This is a genomic window from Microcystis sp. M061S2, from assembly GCF_020245605.1.
GTDB lineage: Bacteria > Cyanobacteriota > Cyanobacteriia > Cyanobacteriales > Microcystaceae > Microcystis.
Genome location: NZ_JADBUP010000074.1, coordinates 25,718 through 50,189 on the forward strand (window position 1 = coordinate 25,718; position 24,472 = coordinate 50,189).

The following is a 24,472-nucleotide window of genomic DNA, read 5'->3' on the forward strand; positions in this document are numbered from 1 at the left end:
TCCCGTTTATTTTTAAGGTAAAATCAAAAAACTTCCCTGACAGAAAAGAGTTTGATCGTCGAGAATAAAAGATTTAATCTCCACATCTTTGCCTAAATCGACGGTAAAAGGTTGCAAATCAATAGATAAATCTGGGGCTAAACCTTGCCATTGTCGGGGACTAATCCCTAAAGTGCGGACATCTTCTAGGGTAATATCAGCGCTAAAAATTACTTCTGCACCCGTTTCTCTATGGCCGAGAAGACAGAAATAACCCTGATTTAAGAGAACATTTTTCCAGTTAAACTGCTGTTGTGAGATAATTTCTCTGGCGTTAACAACTCCGTTATTTTCTAGGGAAAAAATTAGTAAATCGGCAAAAGCATTAACTAAAATAGTCGAGGCGATCGAATTATTTAAATCCTGCTCGTTAATTTCCACCTCACCGCTAACCCGAATAGGTTCCAAAATTTTTAGGGGTTTCCCTCGCAAAACCTGCCCAATATTAAGACGAATATTTTCCCCTCTTAATTGCGCTTTACCTAGATGTAACCCCTGATAAATCGCTTTTCCTACGGCTAAAAATACCCCGGGGATATAACCGCGCAAAATTTGCCGATCATGACCTTGCAGCTGCATTTCTAAATCTTCTATCTGTTCTACTTGTGTTCTTAAGAACAGACGTACTGCTGGCGGCAAAACCTTACTAATAATCTCACTTTGAGTATTGACCCACATAAACGTTATCTCACTCACTCCACAATGTTTCTAATTGTAACAGAGCTAGATCGATCGAACCATGAGGGGCTGCCGTCAGCTATCATACTAAATCCGTTGAGTAGAGGCGAGTTATGAGGAGAGGCAAAAGGCAAAAGGCAAGAGGCAAAGGGGAATAAATAATCAGTTTTTAACTAGGTAGGCGTTAAAAATTATCAGATGCCCCCCTTATCAAGGGGGGATTAAGGGGGGATCGGCACCCCCCTTATCAAGGGGGGAAGGTGGGATCGGCACCCCCCTTATCAAGGGAGGATTAAGGGGGGATCGAACCTAAAATTCATTTTTAATTTAATTATAACCAACAACTTAATAACTGGATTTGGTATCATTTATAGCTAAAAACTTCGCTACTTTCTGTTTACTGATCACTGATCACTGACAAGCCCCTAATTCTTAGGTTTTTGAGGCGTTGAGGGAATTAAAACGAGGGGAAAGATAGGCGACTAAAACCCCAAGGGCAAAACCGATTAAATTGCGGAAAAGGGGCAGTAATTCACTGGTGCGAGTAACCACCGGTCCGATGCCAAAAGCAACAAAGAGGATAAACCAGAGGGGAGAGACAATTAAAACCCATTGCCAAGCGAAAACCTGTCCTTCTTTGCGAGGAATACCGGCAAAACCGAAGACTAAACCGCCGACAATTGAGGTAATTAAAGTTAAAATCCACTGTTCCTTCGGTAAACCGGGGACTACCGCACAACCACCTTTAACTAAACAGCCTTTTACCGTGTCCAAGGATTGTACGATCGCATTATTTTCGCCATTTTCCCGGACAAAATACATATTACCGAAACGGGCCTGTAATTCGATCCAAAAAGTGCGGGGTAAAAATTCATAGACGGCATCACCAATACTAAAAGATAGTAGATTACCGCCGCGACCATCGGCCACTAGGAGAATACTTTTATCATCCAATCCCCAGAAATTAATCACGGCCCGGCCGGGGCTGCGGTCATATTGGGTTAAAACTCGCATTTTCCAGCCGGTTTCCCCTTGAAATGTCTCGATATCTCGGATTAATGCCTCTTCCTGTTTTGCGGGTAGATAATTGGCTAAATCAACGATCGGAGTGGCTTGATTGGGCAGTAATTCGGGATTATTCACCGCTAGAGCTTGATCCGGGCAGATAATCCAACCCAGACAGCTAATGACACCAATTACAAGAGCGATCGAGATTCCTCGGCAAAAACGATTGAGCATAGCACTTCTAGACAATGAGAATTTTTTCAGCAAGGGTGTAGGCTAACTTTCAGTTTCTTTACACTTATTTACTTTATCTTAAGGGAATTCTCAACTTTAGTCACCCAGTTATCGGTCATCAGATGCGAGTTTTCAGTTCACTCTCCAGAAACTCAACTCAAGCTGATGAGGTCTCAACCAGTGGCATTAACTGGATCTTTTGCCAAAATGGAGTAAATATAGTAGCGGGGGGATGGTCAATGACAGCACGGGAAGTATTAGAGTTAATTCAACGGGCAAAAGACAAAAGAGCGAGGAAGTTGGATCTGTCCAAAAAAAACTTAACAGAAATTCCCCCCGAAATCGCTCAACTCACCTCCCTGCAACTCCTCGACCTCAGCAATAACCAAATCAGCGAGATTCCAGAAGCACTCGCTCAACTCACCTCCCTGCAGCACCTCCGTCTCAGCAATAACCAAATCAGCGAGATACCAGAAGCGCTCGCTCAACTCACCTCCCTGCAAGAACTCAACCTCAGCAATAACCAAATCAGCGAGATACCAGAAGCACTCGCTCACCTCACCTCCCTGCAATTCCTCTTTCTCTACAATAACCAAATCAGGGAGATTCCAGAAGCGTTCGCTCAACTCACCTCCCTGCAATTCCTCTATCTCAGCGATAACCAAATCAGGGAGATTCCAGAAGCGCTCACTCACCTCACCTCCCTGCAAGACCTCGGCCTCAGCTATAACCAAATCAGGGAGATTCCAGAAGCGCTCACTCACCTCACCTCCCTGCAAGACCTCGACCTCAGCTATAACCAAATCAGGGAGATTCCAGAAGCACTCACTCAACTCACCTCCCTGCAAGTCCTCAACCTCAGCTATAACCAAATCAGGGAGATACCAGAAGCGCTCGCTCACCTAGTCAACCTGAAGCGATTAGTCCTCGAAAATAACCCGATTACCAACGTTCCCCCGGAAATTATTCGTCAGGGATGGGGTGAAACAAGATGGAATAATGGCAACCCGCAGGCGATTTTTAGTTATCTCAAGGATAAAGGGAAAAAACGCCCTCTTAATGAGCTTAAAGTTTTATTGGTGGGGGAGGGGGATGTGGGGAAAACTTCCCTGTTAAAGCGGTTACTGCACGATACCTTTAATTCCGGAGAACCCAAGACCCCCGGCATTAATATTGAAAAGTGGCCACTGCCCCAAAAACCCGATATTCGCCTCAATATCTGGGATTTTGGCGGTCAGAAAGTGATGCAAACCACCCATCAGTTTTTTCTGACTAAACGCAGTCTTTATCTGCTTGTCCTCGACAACCGCAAAAACGAACAGCAAAACCGTCTGGAATACTGGTTAAAACTCATTGAAACCTACGGAGGCAATTCTCCCGTGATTATCGTGGGTAATTGTGCCGATGAAAATCCCCCGCAAGTTAAGATCCGCACCCTCCAGAAAAAATATCCCCAAATCACCAAGCTAATCGCCACTTCCTGTAAAACCGGTGCGGGAATCGAGGAACTTGTGCAGGAAATCGCCTCCCAAATCGATGCTATTCCCCATATCAAAGATTTATTGCCTAATAGTTGGTTTGAGATCAAAACTCAACTAGAAGCGATGCAAGAGAGTTATGACTTTATTTCCTACGAAAAGTATCAGGAAATGTGTCAGACAGCCGAGATTAAAGAGGCCAGCGATCAAAAAAGTTTAGTGCAGTTTCTCCACGATCTCGGTATTGTCCTCAACTACCAAGATGATCCGCGACTGAATGAAACCAATGTCCTGAACCCGGAATGGGTAACTGACGGTGTTTATGATATTCTCAATAATCACGATTTGATGGTACAAAAAAAGGGCATTCTTTCACTGCCAGATCTGCCAAATATTCTCAAACAAACCCAACGTTATCCCGAAAATAAACGCCGATTTTTGATGGATTTGATGGGAAAATTTGAACTCTGTTTTCCCCTTGATGGTTACAGTCCCGCTCGCTATCTAATCACCGATCTTCTACCCATCGATGAACCGGATGTGGATAGCTACGAAAACGCACCTTTACACTTCCAGTACCGTTATGATATCCTGCCCGGTAGCATTATTTCCCGCTTTATCGTCCGTAATCACCAGATGATCTATAAAACCATGCGTTGGCGTAGTGGTGTGGTTCTGACAATGGATCTTAATAAAGCTTTGGTGCGTGCCGACGAGGAAGATAACTACATCAGCATAAAAGCTAAGGGTGAGCGTGCTAGTGCGCTTTTAGCTATTATTAAGACAGATTTTGAGAAAATTCACGCTACTATCCCTAATTTAGCCGTACAGGAAAAGTTAGTGATTCGAGAATTGCAAGGGGAAAAACCCACCGGGGTAGAAGTTCCCGTCGATTATCTCCATCTGATAGAACTCGATCGCCAAGGTGTCGTCGAAGCAACTCTCCCCGGTTTGCGCGGCAAATATAATATCCGCGATATCTTAGAAGGGGTAGAATCTAAGACAGAAAGAGAAAGATATCTCGATATAAGGGAGGAACGTGGCCGCAAAAGCCGAGAAAATCGCCCTATGAGTCCCAAAACGCCAGAAACTCCCAATCTCCTGAAACCTAGTCTCGCTTTGTTGCTGGTTTTAGCTGTGGTTGCTTTTATCTTTGCGGTGCTTGCCAATACTGTGCCAGTGGTACAGTTTATTACCAGCGTTTTGGCAATTATTTTTATCTTTGCTTTGATTGTGATTGTGGGATTGCTCTGGACGGGTAAAATCAATGAAACGACCTTCAATCAGTTTTTAGAGGGTTTTTGGCGATCTATCACGATTTTTAAAGGACAAGAACCAAAAACCAACAACGATGACACCCCCCAAGAAACCCCCGAATCGGAGCAGTAAAGATTTGCTTACCACAGAAAGGTAACTTAGGCGAAAAAGTTTACAAATATTTAGGGTTTGCTGAAAAAGTTTGTTGGTGGGGTTAGGAGTTGAGAGTTGGGGTTTTAGGGAGTTGGGGTTTTAGGGTTTTGGGGTATTAGTTGAAATTCTCCTATCTCCCCACTCCCCCATTTCCCAATTCATAATTCATAATTCATAATTCATAATTCATAATTCCCCATCTCCTTAACTGCGTTTCCAAGTATTCCAAGCGACTTTAAAACCGATCAAGAGGCGACGGCTGCCACGATCGAGCTTGCTGAGACCAGCTTTAGCATTACCGAGACTGCGATCGACTCCTTGGACAACTTGGCGGGTACTTTTGACCCCTTCATCGATATTTTCGGTTAATTCGCTGATTTCCGCCCCTGTCAGGCGAATTGCTTCTAGAGTCGGGGGAAATTCCCGATGGAGGGTATCGAATAATTTTTCGGCACTGCGGGCTGCCCGGGCTAACTCTTGCAGGGCAGGTAAAGCGGCGATGAAAACCGCCGTTAAACTAACGGCGACTAGCAGTAAAGAACATCCTAGCCAGAAAATAGGTTCGGTCATTTAATAGTGATTCGAGTGTTGATTATCGCCTTGGGGGGATTCTTGCGAGTCGGGGAAAGGATTGTCGGTGGCTAGACTTTGACTAGCTTCGATTCCGGCTGTCACCGCCTCTTTTAATCTGATTAAAGTATCATCCCAATTACGTCGGGCCGATTCCGATAGGCGATCGGCCTGCAATTGCATCGTCGTGGTCAGATCTTCGGCTAATTCTGGCAAAGCCCGCGCGGATTTTTGCAGAATTCGACGGGTTTCTTTTCCAGATCTGGGCGCTACTAATAAACCCGCCACTGCCCCGATCGCACTGCCCACTAAAACCCCGACGAGGAATAAGCCACCGTTACCGTTATTTTTATCTGCCATAGGATTGCCCTTGTACTTAATTCCCAATTTTACGAGCAATTACACTTCTCTTGTGCAGTTTCTTCGGCAAAATTTTGGACTGTTGCTCTTGGTAAAGAAAAACAGAGGCTCTCTTAGGTTTGGTGGGCAAAATGTATTCTAAGATACAGTCCTGCTGGCGAGCGAGTGGAAGGAACCACAAAGACACAAAGGACACAAGGATTGATCGATCATAGAGTAAGTTAAACTTATCACACAGAACCTAGAAGAGCCAAACAGACCTAGAAGGGATAAATTGAGAAAAAACTAGCGATCGGGAAAACCTGATTTTATGACCGACTTTGAGCCAATAAGGGAGTGAAAAAGAAGAACCTCTGGGAGTCTTGCCGTGTTTCGACCCCAAAGGTTCCTCTTATGCTGAACTTATACTCCTCACACAGTATTTATATTACACACAACCCGCTGCTTTTGTCAAGAGGTTTATGACATTTTTTTCCACAGACCTCTGGCCAAATTAATTTCCCAGGGTTGGTAGGCGCTCTTGTCGGGGACAGCTATCAATATCAACTATTACCTTCAAGCCACGTTTTTAAATCTCGTTCTGGTTTAGCCACATTGAATAAATGTAAACCAAAATCCTCTGAAATATCTTGACAAATTTTCACTCCTCTGATGCTGTTGCCTTTTTCATCTAAAAGGGGCGAAAAAGTCCCAATTCCCAACTGATGGGGGACTACTGCCGTAATTCCGCCCCCGACACCGCTTTTTGCTGGTAATCCTACCCGATAGGCCCATTCTCCTGAAGCGTCGTACATTCCACAGGTAAGCATAACACTGATCACATCTTGAACGTAGTGTTCATCGATCGCCCGTATTCCTGTGATTGGGTTGACACCTCCATTAGCTAAGGTAGCCGCCATCAGAGCTAAATCGTGAGCATGGACGAGAATGGCGCATTGTTGACAGTAAAGATCGAGGGTTTCTTCAATTTTATCGCTAACCATGCCAAAATTTAGCATTAGATAGGCCATGGCCCGATTGCGATTGCCGGTGGATTTTTCCGAGAGAAAAACGGGGACATTAATCTCGTGATCCCTGCCGGTATAGCGTTTAAACATTTCTAAAATACGTTTTAGCCTTTCGGTGGCATTCTGTCCGGTGATTAAATCCGTGGTAGCGATCGCACCAGCATTAACCATAGGATTATAGGGACGATTGGTTTTTTCATCGAGAATAATCGAGTTAAAAGCTTCTCCCGTGGGTTCAACCCCGACTTTACTATTAACGTATTCTCTTCCGTGATCTTCTAGAGCTAATCCAAAGACAAAAGCTTTAGAAATTGATTGTACTGTAAAGGTTTGCTGACAGTCTCCCACCTCAAAAATCTGACCATCAGTGCTAATTACGGAAATACCAAACCATTCTGGAGCTGCTAGGGCTAATTCCGGAATATAATCGGCGATATGACCCGTCTGTAAATCAGAGTATTTTGCGTGCAGATAGTTAAGATAGTTCCGAAAAGGATAGACTAACTCTTGCTCGGAATTGACGGGACTAATAAAATCTTTTGGGGAAGCCATAGAGGAGTATAGCAGTTATCGTTTAATTGCCACTCTAGAGACGTTAATAAGCACATCTCTAGAGAATTTCTGTAATCCCTAATTAACTTCTCGAACCGCGATAAATGCGATCAGCTTGGGAGGGTTCTAAATAATTATAGCCCGGTTTTTGGGTCGAGGAGCCATTCTTTTTCGCCACAGTATTAACCGCAGGAGTGGCTTTTTTTACCTCCGCGTGAGTCCTGATATAATCCTCAGAAATCTTGAAGGGATGACTATTGGGAAGGTGACGACTAGAGGGTAAATTGTCTGCTGCTTCGGGGTGGGTAATTTTACTATGGGGAGCGACAAAATCGTGTAGGATGGGATCGTAGGCTAAAATTTCGCCAGTTTCAATCCGAAAAATCCAACCGTGTAGAGATAATTTACCCTGATGTAATCGGGAACGAATAATTGGATAGCTTTGCAAATTACTTAACTGATTGAGAACATTTTCTGCTACTGTCACCTCGATCAGTTCTTCTCCTTCTAATTCTTTGTAATTATCCTTAACTAAACGTCGAGTAGCTTCTGCTTGTTTTAACCAATCGTAAACTAAAGGCATTTCATCGGCCAGACTCTGCAATTTTAGCAAACCTTTCATCGCTCCACAATGGGAGTGACCGCAGATAATCACTTGCTCGATGCCGAGAGCGTTGATAGCATATTCTATAGATGCACCCTCACCACCATTGGTTGCTCCGTAGGGAGGAATTATATTCCCCGCATTACGAATTACGAATAATTCCCCCACCTCCGCTTGGGTAATTAGGTTAGGATCGATCCTGGAATCGGAACAGGTGATAAACAGGATTCTCGGTTTTTGTCCGTGGGAGAGTTGCTCAAATAATTGCCGATGTTCATCAAAATAACCACTCTGGAACTTTTCTAGTCCCTGTAGGAGTTTCTTCATAATAATTTTTCTGGTTTAGTTTGATCGCTATTTACTCGATCCTTTCAGCATTATCGGGCATGAGATAACAGCAATGCAACCGGCCAGATTAGCGATCGTTATCGGCGGCGAGATCGGTTATATTTTGTTAAGATAAGATACGGACTGTATCTAAGCAAATTTTATTTTATGGAAACTGCAACAATTTTGGGTGTTTCGATCGCTGCCGCTTTGGTAGGAATTACCGCTTTAGCTCTTTATACCGCTTTTGGACCGCCGGCAGCAGAATTAAGCGATCCTTTTGAAGATCACGAAGATTAATTCTTTAATAACCATGTGGCTATCTGCCAAGGAGAAATTTGCTCCATAGGATCGATCGCTCTTTCTAAACCATCGATCGATTCTTTTATTATTAATTGTAATTGATTTTGCCAATCAATAACAGCGTTTTCTCCCTGACATTCATAAACGCGCATTACCCAACCCCGAGAGGCTGTTTCACTTTGTTTGAAACTCATTAAAATTAAGTTATCGGCCGAGAATTTTAACCATTGTGCCACGGGTGGCAACTGGGTTGATCGAGAAGAATTATTAATAAAAATAACGTTGACAGGTGAGTTTAACTGCCAAGCGTGATGGACAGTTTTCGCCGTTTTCCAGTTACCTTGATGGGGATATATTGCATAGGTAAATTCTTGGGTTCCCAGATCCGCCTCGGGATCTGGCCATCGGGGACTTCTCAACAGAGTTAATCGCAGTTGCTGGTTAGTAGCATCATAGCCATATTTATTATTATTTAAAAGACTTACCCCATAGTTTGCTTCTGTATCGGTTAAATCCGCCCATTTATGGGCGTAAACTTCCCATTTTGGCGATTCTGGTTCGTGGGAACGCTCGATCGCACCACAGGCAATTTCATAGGCGGTAAAATCGCTGTTTAGGGTGAGAGGAAAAGCGGTTTTTACTAAAGTATGTTCCTGTTGCCAATTAACAATAGTTTTAATCTGGAGAATAGGGGAATCTTTTTCTAAGATATAATCTTGACAAAATTGCGAATCACCTAAACTTCTGATCACGCGAATCTGCCAGCGCAAGGGACCACATTCTAAGCATTTGATCGATTTTAATACTGTTTTTGGTAAGGGATATTGTTGATAATTCGGATCGATATTCCAAGCGTCCCAATATTGTCCTTGATCTTTAAATGCCTGTAATTGATTACCGGCAGCTTGCAGGATTTCTTTTTGATTAATTATATCGAATATACTATCTATATCTCCCGTTTCCGAGTTAATAGTAACTTTAAGCAGTCCATTATCTAAAATAAATTGGCAGTTGGTTAAATTTTGCTCGGCTGCTGGCTGATTGGGAACTAACCAAAATAACTTATAACCCACAGAAGGAATATTTTCAGCGAGAAATAATAGCTGATTGTCGTGGGATAATTGCGAAGGACAGAGACAATTATTTAAGTCATAAACCGAACAATTGACAGATTCTATAGCTAAAGAGACAACCTGGGATCTTTCCCAGTTAAGAGAATTAAAAACTAGAAAAGGTTTTGCTTGGGAATGGGGGGGATTAGGTAAATTAATTTGAGTGGCAATTGCCTGTAAAGTTTGATCTAAAATTGCTTCAACCGTGGCGATAACTTGCCGCCATAACTGATTGGCATCCCTAAACACTTCGGGTATAGAAGTACCAGGAAGTATATCATGAAACTGATTTAATAAAACCTTTTTCCATGCCGATTCTATCTCGACTTTCGGATAGGGAATCTCTAGTAAAATATTAGCCAGAGAAGACCATAATTCTCCTTGATACAAGAGGATTTCACAGTAACGATTGTAGGACTTTTGGTCAGCGTGGGTAGTATAACAACCGCGATGAAATTCTAGATATAATTCATCATCCCAGATAGGGAGATTACTTGTCTCCAGACTGTCCAGATAAGTTGTTGCTTGGCTAAATTTTAACTGGGGGAAAAAAGGAGATTTTTGCCAACGTTGGGCCACCTCTAACATATCACGAGTCGGACCGCCGCCATGGTCACCAACTCCCGGCAACCAAAAAATATCTTTTAAGCCGGTTTGCCGTTCCCAATTGAGAGCATGATCGGTCATAATAATTGGGTTAGTATCCATAACTCCGGCAACATTGGGAGGAGACATGAGGGAAAGAATTTTACTGCCATCGGGAGATTGCCACCAGAAAAAACCGTGGGGAAATTTAGTCGTATCATTCCAATGTAGTTTCCCGGTTACAAAGTATTTAATGCCAAAGGATTTAAGAATTTGCGGCAATTGGTAGGGAAAACCAAAGGTATCTGGCAGCCAAGCAGTTTTAGTGATTTGTCCAAATTTTTCTTGAAAATATTTTTGTCCATAAAGCAGCTGTCGAAATAGGGATTCCCCAGAAATTAAATTGACTTCTGGTTCTACCCACATCCCGCCCAAAAGTTCCCAGGATTGCCCTTTATATGCCTCTAGCATTGCTTCAAACAGGTCAGGATGATGTTTTTCTATCCATTCGTAAATTAGGGGACTAGAATGACCAAATATGAGGGCAGGAAAATCTTTTTGCAGGTTTAAAACCGAGATAAAAGTGTTTTTTGCCACTTGCCAAGTTTCTGCCAACGGCCACAACCAAGCCATATCTAAATGTGCATGACCGAGAAGATGAAAACTGCGTTCTTTGAGAGGTTGAGCGAGGGGTTGTAGGGATTGACGAATTGATTCTAGGGATTGATTAAATCTATCTTTGTTGGTGACATTATCCCAGTCAATATTATCGAGAGTAGCGGTAAAAATTGCTAAGTTTTCAGGATAAAAAGTTTGTAGATAATTATGGAGAATGGTCAATTCATCAGCAACAAAACTAGGATCGATCGCTTGGCTATATTCATAGATTAACTGCGATTTCATCAAACCACCAATATCATGATTGGGACTGACTAAACGCAGAGTAACAAGAATTTCTTGACCAGTAGAGACCGAGTTGGAAAGTAAAATGCGGGTGGAAGAATCAAAGAGGTCTCCTGCTTGGATAAATTGATTATTAACATAAATTTTGACATCTTCCGCCCACCAAGTTAGGATTAATCTCAGTTCCATTCCCGCTAAAGGATAACCGGCTAAATGTTCGGGGACAATAATTTTTTGAGTTAGATATTGAATTTGTCTGCCGGCTGGCCAAATAATGTATTGTTTTTCATTGAGGGTGACGGGTTGAATTGGGTTTCCCGCTGCTGTAGCGATCAACCAATTTTTCTGAACATCTGTGCGGGTAAGGTGAGACAGTTTAGCGATGTTGTCGAGGGGAGACATGAGCCAACAAATAAGTTAATTTTGACCATTTTAAGCGATCGATGCCTAATCGGGCTAGGGGATAACTTCTGTTAACGCCATAGTGCTGAAGACTTGCTTAATCTCATTCTTCAATGGTTGATTGAGAATGAGCGGGAAAGAGAAAGCCCGTGATGAGGATTGAACTCATGACCTCACCCTTACCAAGGGTGTGCTCTACCACTGAGCTACACGGGCATTGATCGTGGTGGGCCGGGCCGGATTCGAACCAGCGTAGGCGTAGCCAACGGATTTACAGTCCGCCCCCATTAACCACTCGGGCACCGACCCATTAATTCCACGATTAACAATCATAGCACCCTTAGCTAAAACCCACAAGTGTTTAGGGAAAAAAATTTTTGAGCCATAAAATAAGTCCCATTAAAGCCATGGCTTTAACGGGAGTTTTCTGACGATCTGGAGAGAGATTACTTCAAAGCAGCTTCTTCTTGGTGGGTGAGGATCACACAGTCAGAGGTAGGATAGGCGACGCAGGTGAGGACATAACCCGCTTCAATTTGATCGTCATCTAAGAAGGATTGATCGGATTGATCGACAGTACCAGATTCAATTTTACCTGCACAGGTGGAGCAAGCTCCTGCGCGGCAGGAATAAGGTAAGTCCAGTCCTTGCTCTTCAGCTATATCGAGAATGTACTCATCATCGGGAACCTCAATTGTAGTATTAAGTCCTTCAGATTCATTTTTCAGGGTGACTTTATAAGTTGCCATCGGTTGTTCCTCTTAATTAAATGCTAGTGAAAGCGGCAGTCTCTACAATTGCCTCTCGCTCGTAGTCAGATTGAACGATTGGAGCGAGTTTCATTTTTGATACTACGGGAAAATCTCCCCGACTCAGCCTTGCATTAGTAATGACAGTCTTAAATAAACTTAAAATAAAATTTACTTATATATCTACTCCAGAATTTTTGAGGATACTTGCTTGATCTCTAGATAATTTCATCCCTCTACAATCTAGTCAAACTAGCCACCACTAAGCATTTGGAGCGATAATGTTAATCGTTTTTTTCGTCTTGAGCCGATTTTTATTAAATATTAATTTAACTTATGGTTAAGATAGATGTCGATGAATTGTCTTTAACCCAGCCAAGAAATTGCTTTTCGGCACTACTGCCGGTAACACATCTAAGGAAACTAGGAAAAAATCTATTGACAATCAAACCAATAAATGATAGAGGGGGATAAATCCCCTGTTGCCAGGGGTAGCATCCGTTAAAACGGATGGCTAACCCTCCCTGACGATTTCTTGGTTTTCGGATTGTCAGTTTTCCAGGATCTGGTTCACTGATTACCGGTCACTAATTACTTATTAGGTTGGGGAGTCATGCGTAGATAGGGTTTGATTTCTTCAACTCCTTTGGGGAATTTGCTACGAGCTTCTTCAGTGGGAATAGAGGGAACCACCACACAATCGCCGCCGTCGGTCCAGTTGGCGGGGGTAGCCACTTGATAGTTATCGGTGAGCTGCAGGGAGTCGATCACGCGCAGGATCTCGTTAAAATTGCGTCCCGTGCTGGCAGGATAGGTAATGGTTAAACGTAATTTTTTGTTGGGATCGATGATAAACACCGAACGTACCGTCAGATTATTGAGGGAATTGGGGTGAATCATGCCGTAGAGATCCGACACTTTGCGATCGCCATCGGCGATAATCGGATAGTTAACGGTAGTGTTTTGAGTTTCGTTGATGTCATTAATCCAACCCCGATGGGATTCGGCACTATCCACACTCAAAGCGATCACTTTCACATTGCGTCGCTCAAATTCTGACTTAAGACTAGCCACCGTACCTAATTCCGTGGTACAAACGGGGGTATAATCAGCCGGGTGGGAGAACAGCACCACCCAGCTATCTCCTACCCACTGGTGAAAAGAAATCGGACCTTCACTAGAATCTTGTGTAAAATCTGGAACGATATCACCCAATTGGAGAGCCATAATTGTGTCTTCCTTATTATGTATTTCAAGACAAGCAACAGTTTATGATGCCATAGGAGTGCTGTTCGTCATTGATAATTTTAGGGATTTATAATAATTGGGTTAGGGGATAGGGGATTGAGGAAATGGGGGAAGTGGGGAGATAGGGAAATAGGGAAATTCAACTGTAGCAGCCGCCAGATGGCAGCAGGAAAGTCTTTGCCAGAAAAGGGTTTTAGCGATTTAGATTCTCCTAACCAACTTGTTCTTTGTGATCAAACCCCAAAACCGCAAAACCCTTCCCCTAGGGGGGCAAACTAGGTTATGATCTGGTCTAATGGCATGATATAACTTTTTTAACTAGCTATCAGCGTTCAGCTAATAGCTAGGCTGCGGTGGCAAATCCCAACTACCCACCCTATGCCTAGTCGGAAAGCTGACGGCTTAATTTCTTGTCCTGATCGTTAATTTGCCTTGGTTTTAGGAGACCACAACTGCAATGAAGAATCTTGTTCGTCTGCTGGCGGTAATTGCCTTGATTATCGGGAGTTTTTGGGGCAAAGTTCCCGCTCAAGCTCTCAATCTCACCTCGCTCGCCCTTCCCTCTCTTCCCGTGGCGGTCTTAAATGCGGCTGATGCCAAACTAACCACAGAATTTGGGGCGAAAATCGACCTTAATAACAGTGATATTCGCGATTTCCGGGACTTGAGAGGTTTCTATCCCAATTTAGCCGGTAAAATCATCAAAAACGCCCCCTACGAAGAAGTGGAAGATGTCCTCAATATCCCCGGACTCTCGGCCACTCAAAAAGAGCGTTTACAGGCTAATCTGGAGAAATTCACCGTTACTGAGCCTTCTAAAGAATTTATCGAGGGTGATGACCGTTTTAACCCCGGAGTTTACTAAATCCAGTTAATTACGGTTTTAAAAAAATTTCTAGGTGGGCGATCGCTCACCTTTTTCAGTGATCAGCTTCTGAAGGCAAGAGGCAAAAGAAAGAATCTGGCATACTGCCCCAAGGTAAAAACTGGCGATTTTTGCCAGAACTATAGAGAAATGAAATGCTAGAATAAATAGAATTTATCAATTCATCCCTCAATGGTCGTTTCCTGGCAACTGCCGAGTTATCAAGATGTTTTAGTGGTCGGCTCGGGAGCGGCGGGATTGTATGCCGCGCTGTGTTTACCCCCTAACTTAAAGGTGGGTTTAATTACCAAAGAAGATTTAAAAACCGGGGCTAGTGATTGGGCGCAGGGAGGAATTGCGGCGGCCACGTCCCCGGCAGATTCCCCCGTTTTCCATTTAGAAGATACCCTGAAGGCCGGAGCGGGCTTATGTGATCGCTATGCCGTCCAGTTTTTAGTTGAGAAGGCCCCTCAAGCGATCGCTGATTTGCTGCGGTTAGGAGTTAGTTTTGATCGCTCTGGAGACGACTTAGCCCGCACTCTTGAGGCTGCCCATTCCCAGGCCAGGGTGCTACACGCAGCCGATCGCACGGGGAGAGCGATCATCAGTACCCTGATGGAAAAAGTGACCGAGCGCTCCAATATTACCATTATTCCCCAAGCGATTGCGCTGAAACTCTGGCTTGACCCGGAAGGGCAACGCTGTCAAGGTATTTGTTTACTCCATCAAGATCATCTCTGTTGGCTGCGAGCGCAAGCAGTCATTCTGGCTACGGGAGGCGGCGGTCAAGTATACGCCCAAACTACCAATCCCGCCGTTAGCACCGGGGATGGAGTCGCCCTGGCTTGGCGTGCTGGGGCAGTGATTCGCGACCCAGAATTTTTTCAGTTTCACCCCACCGCCTTGACTGTGCCGGGGGCGCCGCGGTTTTTAATTAGTGAAGCGGTGCGCGGCGAAGGAGCGCATTTAATTGATGCCCAGGGGCGGCGTTTTGCCTTCGATTATCATCCGGCCGGAGAATTGGCCCCCCGGGATGTGGTGAGTCGGGCGATTTTTAGCCATTTGCAGAAAACCTCCGACGATCCCGCCCATGCCAAAGTATATCTAGATTTAAGACCGATCGAACCGGAGCGTCTGCGTTATCGTTTCCCCAATATTATCCGCATCTGTCAAAAATGGGGCATTAATGTGCTTGAGGATGTGATTCCCGTCGCCCCCGCCGCTCACTATTGGATGGGAGGAGTGGCCACAGATTTAAACGCCCGTACTTCTCTACCCGGTTTGTATGCGATCGGCGAAGCCGCTAGTACAGGTGTTCATGGAGCCAATCGTTTAGCCAGTAATTCTCTCTTGGAATGTATTGTCTTTGCGGCAAGTTTAGTTGAAATAGGTCTAGAGCCAGAAAACTTTCTGGGGGAAAGACCAGAAAAACCCCTAGAAATCGCAGAAAATTGGCAGGAAGAACAGGAATACTGGCAAAAAGTACGGAGAGAATTACCGATTTTAATGTGGGAAAATGCGGGAATTTGCCGATTTCAAAATGAGTTAGAAACTGCTATCCTACAGGTGCAGCAGTGGAAACAACAGTTACATTCCTTAAAGATGGGCCAATTTCTCCAGAATCTTCTCCCCGACAAAGGACAATTATTTTTGTGTCCCTCGGTGCAGTTAGAAATAAGAATAGCGATCGAGACATTAAATCTTCTAGATATCGCCGACTTAATTCTGGAAAGTGCCTTATTACGAGCAGAAAGCCGAGGCGGTCACTATCGGGGCGATTATCCAGAAACTGTAGCTAATTGGCAATTCCACACGACTATTCAAGGTCGAACGTGGCGCAAAACGCCTGTGCAAGCTTAATTAAGCCAGTTTTTCACAGATAATCCCTAAGCTCTAAACAGTGGACTCTATCCCCGATCCCAGTAGCGGCACTATTTGCCCGACGCTGACCCGGGGCTTTTCCCAATCATCGTAGTCCATGACCCCTCTCTGGAGCTGAGTGCCTCCCATCTATAGCTTTTAGGCTATCATACTTTTACCTACCCCTAAACAGTTACATTAATTCTATGATCAAACCTAATTTCCTATTGTTGTTAGCTATCGGTGTGAGCAGTTGGGGTCATGATTTTCAGGCTTTATCCAAGGCTAACGCTCAAACTCCACCTAGGTTAGAGCAACCCCAGACTGTCGCCACTTACGATCAGTTGATGAAAGCTGGTTACGAAGCCACAGCCCAAAGAAATTACCAACTCGCCCTAGAAAAATTTCAACAAGCTCTGGCACAACGTCCGAACAATACATTTGCTCAAAATGCGATCGCTAATATGCAGAAGTATTTAGGTCAAAACGCCGCGGCCGCCAACGCAGCCGCCAAAAATGAGAATTTGCCAATACCATTAATTGCTGGCTCAGCCCTGTTATCCATCGCTTTATTGGCAGCTTTACTATCGCTTTTCCTTCAATACCGTCCCAAGGGCAAAGCCTCAAAACCGCGCAAAAAGACAACTTACGTCACTCCTAAAAACCCACTCGACAACTTTTCTAGGGGCAATGGCAATTCCTTCGATGCGGACACCAAGACGGGCAGTGACATTAATGGCGGTGGTGAAGAGGATTTCGAGCCTTCTTTGCCCGTACAAGCTACCTCCCGTATCCCGAACGCCGACTTAATCCTGAGTTTAATTGAAAGTCTTCGCGATAACGATCCCCGTACCCGTAGACGGGCGGTTTGGAAGCTGGCACAGATGTCCGATTCTAGGGCAATGCAGCCTTTAGTCGATAGCATGGTGGATGGGGATTCCTACGAACGCAGTTTAACCCTAGAAGCCCTCGCTCAAATCTGCACCCGCTCCCTGCGACCGATGAACCAAGCTTTGGCTATCTCTCTCCAGGATAAAAATCCCCAGGTGCGGAAAAATGCTATTCGGGATTTAACCAGACTCTACGATATCATGTCTCAGATCAGTCAATTAATTTGTCATGCCCTCGATGATTCCGATGAGGAAGTGCAAGAAACGGCACGCTGGGCAATTAGACAGTTAAATCTGCAATTAGCTCCCCGTTTAGATATTGCTCCCCTAGAAACCACTGGTGAACCGGAAGATGATGACGTACAGGATACTTCCTTCACTGAAACCACACCCACTGAGGTGCAAAATTGAGTCGAAAACTGTTATTTATCTCCACCCCCGTGGGATTTCTGGGTTCGGGGGGCGGCGGTGGCGTAGAATTAACTCTTTATAATCTCGCTCGTACTCTGACCAGGCAAGGCTATCTGGTGCGGGTAGTGGCTCCAGAAGCCTCGCAGTTGCATGATATTCCCTTAATCACTATAGCAGGAAATGCCCAGATTTCCGCCCAAAGTCAGGGCCAGCAAGCCCCGATTTTAATGCCCGAAAATGCCGTTTTGGCCAATATGTGGCACTACGCCCAATCAGTACAAAGTCAGTATGATTTGATTGTTAATTTTGCCTACGATTGGCTCCCTTTTTATCTCACTCCTTTTTTTGCCACTCCCGTCGCCCATTTAGTCAGCATGGCTTCCGTTTCTTTGGCGATGGATCATATTATTGAAAAAACCTATAGCAGTTTTCCCCATTTACTCGCTTTTCACACCCTCGCCCAAGCGGAAACTTTCTCCCTCTCTCCCCCCTATCGCTGTTTGGCTAATGGTTTAGACCTATCTTTGTATCAGTTTCGGGCCGATTCCTCCCCCTGTCTAGCCTGGGTGGGACGGATTGCCCCGGAAAAGGCTTTGGAAGATGCGATCGCTGCTTGTCAACAGTTAGGTGTGCCTTTACGCGTTTTCGGTCATATTTCCGATCCTCTCTACTGGCAAAATTTACAGGATACCTACAGTTTCGATTTAGTCGATTATCGCGGGTTTTTGCCCACCGAGAGCCTACAAAAAGAGCTAGGCGACTGTTTTGGCCTGTTGATGACCCCGCGCTGGGTTGAGGCTTTTGGTAACGTGGCTATTGAAGCTTTGGCCTGTGGTGTTCCCGTAGTTGCCTATCGTCGCGGTGGTCCAGTAGAAATTATTGAAGATGGAAAAACTGGTTTTTTAGTTGAACCCGATAGTATCGAGGGATTAGTTACAGGAATTAAAAATTTAGACCGGATCGATCGATATTCTTGTCGTGCAGTAGTCGAGCAAAAATATTCCCTAGAAGCTTTAGCAAATCGAGCTATTAATTGGTTTGAAGAAATTTTTGCTCGCAAAAAATAAATAGGCTCTCTTGGTTTAGTCCGGTTAAATCTAGCCTAGCATAAACTTTTCTATCGGGTTATCCCAGAAGGGTTTGGGAGCAACCACGGAGGCACAAAGAACACAAAGTGAAAAAAGCTAGGGTAATCGATCTTGCCGGTCAAGAAGAAGGATTAATAGCCATTTATAGAGAGAATTAGTCATGCAAGCTTCTCAGGTTAAAATTGAATATGGAGACTTTCAAACTCCCCCGGAGTTAACCGAAAAGATTTGTCAAAAATTATGGCAAATTCATGTTAAACCCGATGTTATTATTGAGCCAACTTGTGGTATAGGTAACTTTTTAAAAGCAGCAGCACTTACCTTTAAACAAACTGAAAAAATCCTCGGCTTTGAAATTAATCCTAATTATATCACTCAGATTAATCAAGATCGGCAAATATGCCAAGATCAAAGAATACAAGTTGAACAGAAGAATTTTTTTGATTGTGACTGGTATTCCCTGACTCAATTATGGTCAGAAAATATTTTATTCTTGGGGAATCTGCCTTGGATAACCAACTCAAAACAAGGACTTATTAACGGAAAAAATTTACCTCAAAAAAGCAACTTTCAAGGCTATCATGGTTTAGATGCCATGACGGGAAAAAGTAATTTTGATATTTCAGAGTGGATGTTAATTAAGCTGATTGAATGTCTCGATCGACGTTCAGCTTATCTGGCAATTATTTGTAAAACGGCCGTATCTAGAAAAATTTTAAACTATATCTATACTCACAAAATTCATCTCGTTTACTCGGCAATTTATCCGATCAATACTCAAAAATATTTTCAAGCAAATGTAGATGCTTGTCTTCTATTTTGTCAATTTGATTCTCATTCAGAAAATTACTTTTGTGATGTTTTCAATAGTTTTGAAGAAGGGAAATTTCAGCGCATTGGTTATCAAAATAATATCCTAGTCAGAGATTTAAATGCTTTTACTAGATTAGAATATTTATATCATCGGCATCCTCAGGAAAAATGGCGTTCAGGAATTAAACATGATTGCTCAAAAGTCATGGAGTTGCAGTTAGTTAATGGAATTTTTCTCAATGGTTTAAAGGAAGTCGTTGATATTGAACCCACCTATCTTTATCCTCTCCTGAAAGGTTCAGATGTGGCACAAAATCGCCTAGAGGTTATCAATAAATACATTTTGGTAACTCAGAAGTTTATCGGTGAATCTACAGAAAATATACGCGATATAGCACCAAAAACTTGGCAATATTTAGTTGATCATAAAAATTATTTTCTAGACAGAAAGAGCAAAATTTATCAAAATCAGCCAGACTTTTGCATATTTGGCGTGGGTTCTTACAGCTTCTCACCTTTTAAAATTGCCATTTCTGGACTTTATAAAAAACTGAATTTTAACCTGATATTACCCTATCAAAATCAACCCGTTATTTTCGATGATACTGTTTACTTCCTAAGCTTCGATGATTTAGATACCGCTCAAAAAACCTTACAGCTTCTCAATTCTTCCCTAGGCAGAGAATTTTATTCATCCTTAATATTTTGGGATGAAAAACGACCGATAAAAACCCGTATTTTAAATAGTTTAAATTTATCAGTTTTAGCCGAGAAGTTGTTATCCTATAAGCTTTAATTTTAGCTGCGTTAATGACCCACCCGACAAGATCGGTGATCTGCTATGCAGTGCCTTCGGCATCGCACTATATCGTTTCCTAAGCTAGTGAGGTACACCTATTTTTCTTCCCTTTTGCCTTTTGCCTGTTGCCTTTTGCCTAAAACCCATAACTTTTGTACCTCAGCAGAGTGAAAAACGCTATATATCGATTGAGTCTGATTGACGATTCGATCGTAAAATAACAAGATATCAAGAGAGTACAGGTCAAATATGCCGAAATTTGTTATCTGGGGTAGTTATTGTGAAAACGTGCTGGAAAAACGCGCACCCTATCGTCAAGCACATCTAGAGGGATTAAATCAACAGAAAGAACGGGGAATTCTCGTTACTATCGGACCAACGGCAGATTTAAGCCAAGTTTTCGGAATTTATCAGGCAGCCAGCGAGTCAGAAGTGCGAGAATTAATCGAAGCGGATCCCTACTGGCAAAATGGTATCTGGACAGAATACCAAGTCAAAGAATGGATTCAAGCCATTTAAGGGGACTATCAGCTATATTTTTCTATAAGGGTGTTGTCTTAAAGCTGACAGCTTTCCTACTTTTTGCTTATCGCCATGGTTTACATCAAAAAGGTCGAACTCTCACACTTCAAATCCTTCGGGGGAACAACCCCTATACCCTTTTTACCGGGGTTTACGGTGGTTTCCGGTCCAAATGGTTCGGGAAAGTCGAATATCCTCGACGCATTGCTATTTTGCTTGGGATTAGCTACTTCCAAGGGAATGCGGGCCGAAAGATTACCGGATTTAGTCAATCATAGCTATAACAGTCAACGTCATAGCACCGAAGCGAGTGTTTCGGTGACTTTTGATGTTAGCGATATTCCCGACGCAACCGATAGGGATTGGACGGTTTCCCGACGCTTAAAAGTGGCTAAGGGTGGCAGCTATACTTCTACCTACTATATCAATGGGGAAACCTGTACGGTTAGCGAACTTCACGACCAGTTAAACCGTTTACGCATCTATCCCGAAGGGTACAACGTGGTGTTACAGGGGGACGTAACCCGAATTATCAGCATGAATGCCAAGGAAAGACGGGAAATTATCGACGAATTGGCAGGAGTAGCCGAATTTGACCGCAAAATTGAGAAAACTAAGGAGAATATCGATTCGGTTAAAGAAAGGGAAGAACGCTGCCAAATTATTGCCACAGAATTGCAAAAATCTCTCGAGAAATTAGCACTCGATCGCATTAAAGCCGAAAAATACCAAAAACTCAAGGCCCAAGTCCAAGAAAAACAACAATGGGAAATTGTCCTCCATTGGCAAAATCTCCAGCAGCGCTGCCAGCAAGTACAAGGACAAATTCAAGCTGGGGAAAGGGAAAAACAGGTTTTAACCGAGACTATCGCCAATTTATCCGAACAAATCGCCCAAAATAGTCAAGAATTAGAGAAACTCAATCAACAGGTTAAAGCTTTCGGGGAAGATGAACACCTGTCCCTGACTTCCCGATTAGCGAGTCAACAGGCCAAACGACAACAACAGCAAGAACGACAAAAAGAGTTAGAAAACCTTGAAAAAGAGTCTCAGGCACAGAAAAACAGACTTTTAGAGGATATTAATCGCTACAATCTCGAATTAAATCAGATTACTGCCCAAAAAAGCCGTTTAGAAACTGAAATTTTACCCAATCTCCTACTGACAACCCAAACCGCAAGGGAAACCCTAGAAAACCATCGTCTGCAAGCAAGTAGTCTCGCGGAAGCGTCAGAAGCTTGGGTAAAAGAACAAAGTGACCTTTCCCGCAATATTACCCGTCTTCAGGAACAATTAAACCCCTACCGTAGCCAACGAGCCCAATTGACCGAAAGATGCGATCGATTGCAAACTAATATAGTAGAAGCTGGTCAACGTCTGCAAGAATTAGAGCAAGTCGTTAGCACAAAAACAGAAGAAAGTCAAGAAATATTACAAAAAATTAATCAATCAGAACCAGATATCCAAAATTTAGCCCAAAAACTCACCATTGCCGAACAAAATCGCGTCATCAGTCAGGACACCCAAAAACGTCTGCTAAAAGAACAACGGGACAAACAGAGGGAATTAGATAAACTGGAAGCGACTAAGCAAGCGCAACAGGAGGCCCAGGGAACCTATGCTACTCAAATATTATTACAGTCAGATTTGCCCGGAATCTGCGGATTAGTAGCACAATTGGGCGAAGTAGAGGAACGTTATCAAATTGCTCTGGAAATCGCCGCCGGAGGTCGTTTAGGTCATGTAGTCGTCCAAGATGATAGCGTTGCGGCTGCCGGAATTGCCTTGCTAAAACAGCGTCGCATCGGTCGGGCCACTTTTTTACCCCTGAATAAAATTCGTCCTCCCCGTCCCCAGGATATTTCCTCTCTGCGTCATGCGCGGGGTTATCTGGATTTAGCGGTGAATTTGGTTAAGTTTCAACCCCAGTATCGGGAGGTTTTTAACTATATTTTTGGCAGTACCGTGGTTTTCGAGGATATAGATTCTGCCCGTTATTATATCAATCAATATCGTATTGTTACTTTGGATGGCGAGTTATTAGAGATGACTGGCGCTATGACTGGAGGCAGCCAACCGACGCGATCGGGGCTGCGTTTTGGTAAAATTTCTCCTAAGGAGTCTAGTGAAGTGGAATCTCTACGGGAAAGATTAGCAGAAATCGATCGCATTCTTACCCGCAACGAAGAAAAAATTACTCAAGTTAATAATCTTATCAGTCAGTTAACCCAACAGTTAACCGAAACCCGTCAAAGTCATCGGGAAAATCAATTATCTCTACAACAATTAAGCAAGGATTTACAACGTTTAACCACAGAAAAAGAGGATTTAACCCGTCAATTATCGGGCCAGCAAGAGGAAATTACTATTTCTCGTCAACGGTTAGAGGTATTAACCAGAGAAATTCCTGAGTTAGAGTTATCTTTACAGGAAGAACAGGAGAAATTAACTGCTTTAGAGGCCAATCATACCCATAGCGAATGGCAACAGGTACAGGGAATAATTCGCGCTCAAGAATTAGAGTTACAAACCCAAGAAAATCACCTCGCGACAGTCCGCGAACAGTTGAAAGATTTACAAAGTCAACAGATCAGACTAGAAGAAAAAAGTCAAGAGTCTGGGGATAGAATTATTGAGATTGACAAGATAATTACCGATGCAGTTAATCAGAGAAATATCGGTAATCTGGAGATAGAAAAACTTGATCGCCATATTTTAGAAATCAATCAAGCTTTACAGCAATTATCCCGACAACTAGGGGAAACCAAGCAAAAAAGAGACCAATTAGAGACAGTTTTGCGACAACAACAAAACCAACAACAACAGGCTATCTGGCAATCGGAAAAGTTAGTCAACAATCAAGAGGAAAGACAAGCATTACTAACCACTTTACAGACAGAAATTAGTCAACTAGAAAGCGACTTACCCAATCCCTTGCCCGAAATTCCCGAAAGTGAGCGAGATTTCGAGAAAATTCAAAGCGATATTCGGCAGTTACAAAAGAAATTAGAAGCTTTAGAACCTGTGAATATGTTAGCTTTAGAAGAACACCAAAAAACTAAAGAGAGATTAGATGAACTATCAGAAAAACTGCAAACTCTAGAGGGAGAAAGAACCGAACTACTTTTACGCATAGAAAACTTTACCACCCTCAGATTTAATGCTTTTCAGGAAGCATTTACTGCCGTTAACGAAAACTTTAAGAATATATTTGCTACCCTGTCCGATGGCGACGGTTACTTACAACTAGAAGACGAAAATGATCCCTTTAATGGTGGCTTAAATCTGGTGGCACATCCGAAAGGAAAACCCGTACAGCGATTAAGTTCCATGTCTGGAGGTGAAAAATCTTTAACCGCTTTAAGCTTTATTTTTTCCCTACAAAGATATCGTCCTTCTCCCTTTTATGCGTTTGATGAAGTGGATATGTTTTTAGATGGGGCCAATGTAGAGAAATTGGCCAAAATGATTCAAAAACAAGCACAACAAGCGCAGTTTATTGTCGTTAGTTTGCGTCGGCCGATGATTGAAGCATCGGAAAGAACCATCGGTGTCACCCAAGCGCGGGGAACCCATACACAGGTACTAGGAATTAAAGTTTAACCTTAGACGCAAGTGGGGTGTGGGAATTATAAATTATGAATTATGAATTATAAAT

At 43.2% G+C, this 24,472-nt stretch carries 18 protein-coding genes and 2 tRNA genes; 9 read left to right on the forward strand and 11 right to left on the reverse strand.

Going from position 1 to position 24,472, the window contains the following annotated elements:
* Positions 1-12: 12 nt before the first annotated feature.
* Together IM475_RS13135 and IM475_RS13140 are read right to left on the reverse strand one after the other, a co-directional pair.
* On the reverse strand, positions 13-717 hold the full coding sequence (locus IM475_RS13135; RefSeq protein WP_287727856.1) for an LmeA family phospholipid-binding protein: 705 nt from the start codon (positions 715-717) through the stop codon (positions 13-15).
* Between the two features lie 432 nt (positions 718-1,149).
* Complete coding sequence (locus IM475_RS13140; RefSeq protein WP_002775882.1) at positions 1,150-1,956, reverse strand: TPM domain-containing protein; 807 nt, start codon at positions 1,954-1,956, stop codon at positions 1,150-1,152.
* Positions 1,957-2,195: 239 nt separating this feature from the next.
* Between IM475_RS13140 and IM475_RS13145 the strand changes: the two genes are divergently transcribed.
* A complete protein-coding gene (locus IM475_RS13145; protein WP_287727857.1) occupies positions 2,196-4,823 on the forward strand; it encodes a leucine-rich repeat domain-containing protein in 2,628 nt (875 codons plus the stop codon).
* Positions 4,824-5,048: 225 nt separating this feature from the next.
* On the opposite strand, the gene IM475_RS13150 is transcribed toward IM475_RS13145, so the two are convergent.
* The 4 genes from IM475_RS13150 to IM475_RS13165 form a co-directional block, all read right to left on the reverse strand.
* Entirely contained in the window at positions 5,049-5,414 is a 366-nt protein-coding gene (locus tag IM475_RS13150; protein WP_287727858.1) for a DUF948 domain-containing protein, read from the reverse strand.
* Positions 5,415-5,774, reverse strand: coding sequence for a YtxH domain-containing protein (locus tag IM475_RS13155; RefSeq protein WP_287727859.1), 360 nt, complete (start codon positions 5,772-5,774; stop codon positions 5,415-5,417).
* 542 nt (positions 5,775-6,316) lie between these two features.
* Positions 6,317-7,333 carry a glutaminase A gene (gene glsA, locus IM475_RS13160; RefSeq protein ID WP_002736106.1) on the reverse strand — a complete coding sequence of 339 codons (1,017 nt, stop codon included), beginning with the start codon at positions 7,331-7,333 and terminating at the stop codon, positions 6,317-6,319.
* A gap of 82 nt (positions 7,334-7,415) precedes the next feature.
* Positions 7,416-8,264 carry a carbonic anhydrase gene (locus IM475_RS13165; RefSeq protein ID WP_287661979.1) on the reverse strand — a complete coding sequence of 283 codons (849 nt, stop codon included), beginning with the start codon at positions 8,262-8,264 and terminating at the stop codon, positions 7,416-7,418.
* A gap of 168 nt (positions 8,265-8,432) precedes the next feature.
* On the opposite strand from IM475_RS13165, the gene psbN reads away from it, so the two are divergent.
* Positions 8,433-8,564: a photosystem II reaction center protein PsbN gene (gene psbN / locus IM475_RS13170; RefSeq protein WP_002736132.1), complete on the forward strand. Its 132-nt coding sequence runs from the start codon at positions 8,433-8,435 to the stop codon at positions 8,562-8,564.
* On the opposite strand, the gene IM475_RS13175 is transcribed toward psbN, so the two are convergent.
* The 5 genes from IM475_RS13175 to IM475_RS13195 all read right to left on the reverse strand — a co-directional run bounded on the left by IM475_RS13175 (position 8,561) and on the right by IM475_RS13195 (position 13,545).
* Entirely contained in the window at positions 8,561-11,569 is a 3,009-nt protein-coding gene (locus tag IM475_RS13175; RefSeq protein ID WP_287727860.1) for an alpha-mannosidase, read from the reverse strand. The two genes, psbN and IM475_RS13175, sit on opposite strands and share 4 nt — an antisense overlap.
* A 144-nt stretch (positions 11,570-11,713) precedes the next feature.
* Positions 11,714-11,785 (reverse strand) — tRNA-Thr (locus IM475_RS13180).
* An 8-nt stretch (positions 11,786-11,793) separates the two neighbouring features.
* Positions 11,794-11,878, reverse strand: a tRNA-Tyr gene (locus IM475_RS13185).
* A 137-nt stretch (positions 11,879-12,015) separates the two neighbouring features.
* Positions 12,016-12,318: a ferredoxin gene (locus IM475_RS13190; protein WP_287727861.1), complete on the reverse strand. Its 303-nt coding sequence runs from the start codon at positions 12,316-12,318 to the stop codon at positions 12,016-12,018.
* 591 nt (positions 12,319-12,909) lie between these two features.
* Positions 12,910-13,545, reverse strand: coding sequence for a peroxiredoxin (locus IM475_RS13195; RefSeq protein ID WP_002761158.1), 636 nt, complete (start codon positions 13,543-13,545; stop codon positions 12,910-12,912).
* A gap of 478 nt (positions 13,546-14,023) precedes the next feature.
* Between IM475_RS13195 and psbU the strand changes: the two genes are divergently transcribed.
* The 7 genes from psbU to smc all read left to right on the forward strand — a co-directional run bounded on the left by psbU (position 14,024) and on the right by smc (position 24,417).
* Complete coding sequence (psbU, locus tag IM475_RS13200; protein WP_287727862.1) at positions 14,024-14,431, forward strand: photosystem II complex extrinsic protein PsbU; 408 nt, start codon at positions 14,024-14,026, stop codon at positions 14,429-14,431.
* Positions 14,432-14,623: 192 nt separating this feature from the next.
* On the forward strand, positions 14,624-16,291 hold the full coding sequence (gene nadB, locus IM475_RS13205) for an L-aspartate oxidase (RefSeq protein ID WP_287658283.1): 1,668 nt from the start codon (positions 14,624-14,626) through the stop codon (positions 16,289-16,291).
* A gap of 206 nt (positions 16,292-16,497) precedes the next feature.
* The gene (locus tag IM475_RS13210) at positions 16,498-17,592 is read left to right on the forward strand and encodes a HEAT repeat domain-containing protein (RefSeq protein WP_287727863.1); all 1,095 of its coding nucleotides are present in this window, start codon (positions 16,498-16,500) and stop codon (positions 17,590-17,592) included.
* The gene (locus IM475_RS13215) at positions 17,589-18,659 is read left to right on the forward strand and encodes a glycosyltransferase family 4 protein (RefSeq protein WP_287727864.1); all 1,071 of its coding nucleotides are present in this window, start codon (positions 17,589-17,591) and stop codon (positions 18,657-18,659) included. The genes IM475_RS13210 and IM475_RS13215 overlap by 4 nt, the downstream gene beginning before the upstream one ends.
* Positions 18,660-18,840: 181 nt before the next feature.
* Positions 18,841-20,289, forward strand: a complete 1,449-nt coding sequence (locus IM475_RS13220; protein ID WP_287727865.1) for an SAM-dependent methyltransferase — start codon at positions 18,841-18,843, stop codon at positions 20,287-20,289.
* A gap of 252 nt (positions 20,290-20,541) precedes the next feature.
* Positions 20,542-20,811 (forward strand): YciI family protein, encoded by a 270-nt coding sequence (locus tag IM475_RS13225; protein WP_108935534.1) that lies wholly within the window; start codon positions 20,542-20,544, stop codon positions 20,809-20,811.
* Positions 20,812-20,886: 75 nt separating this feature from the next.
* Complete coding sequence (smc, locus tag IM475_RS13230) at positions 20,887-24,417, forward strand: chromosome segregation protein SMC (protein ID WP_287727866.1); 3,531 nt, start codon at positions 20,887-20,889, stop codon at positions 24,415-24,417.
* The last annotated feature ends 55 nt before the right edge of the window (positions 24,418-24,472 follow it).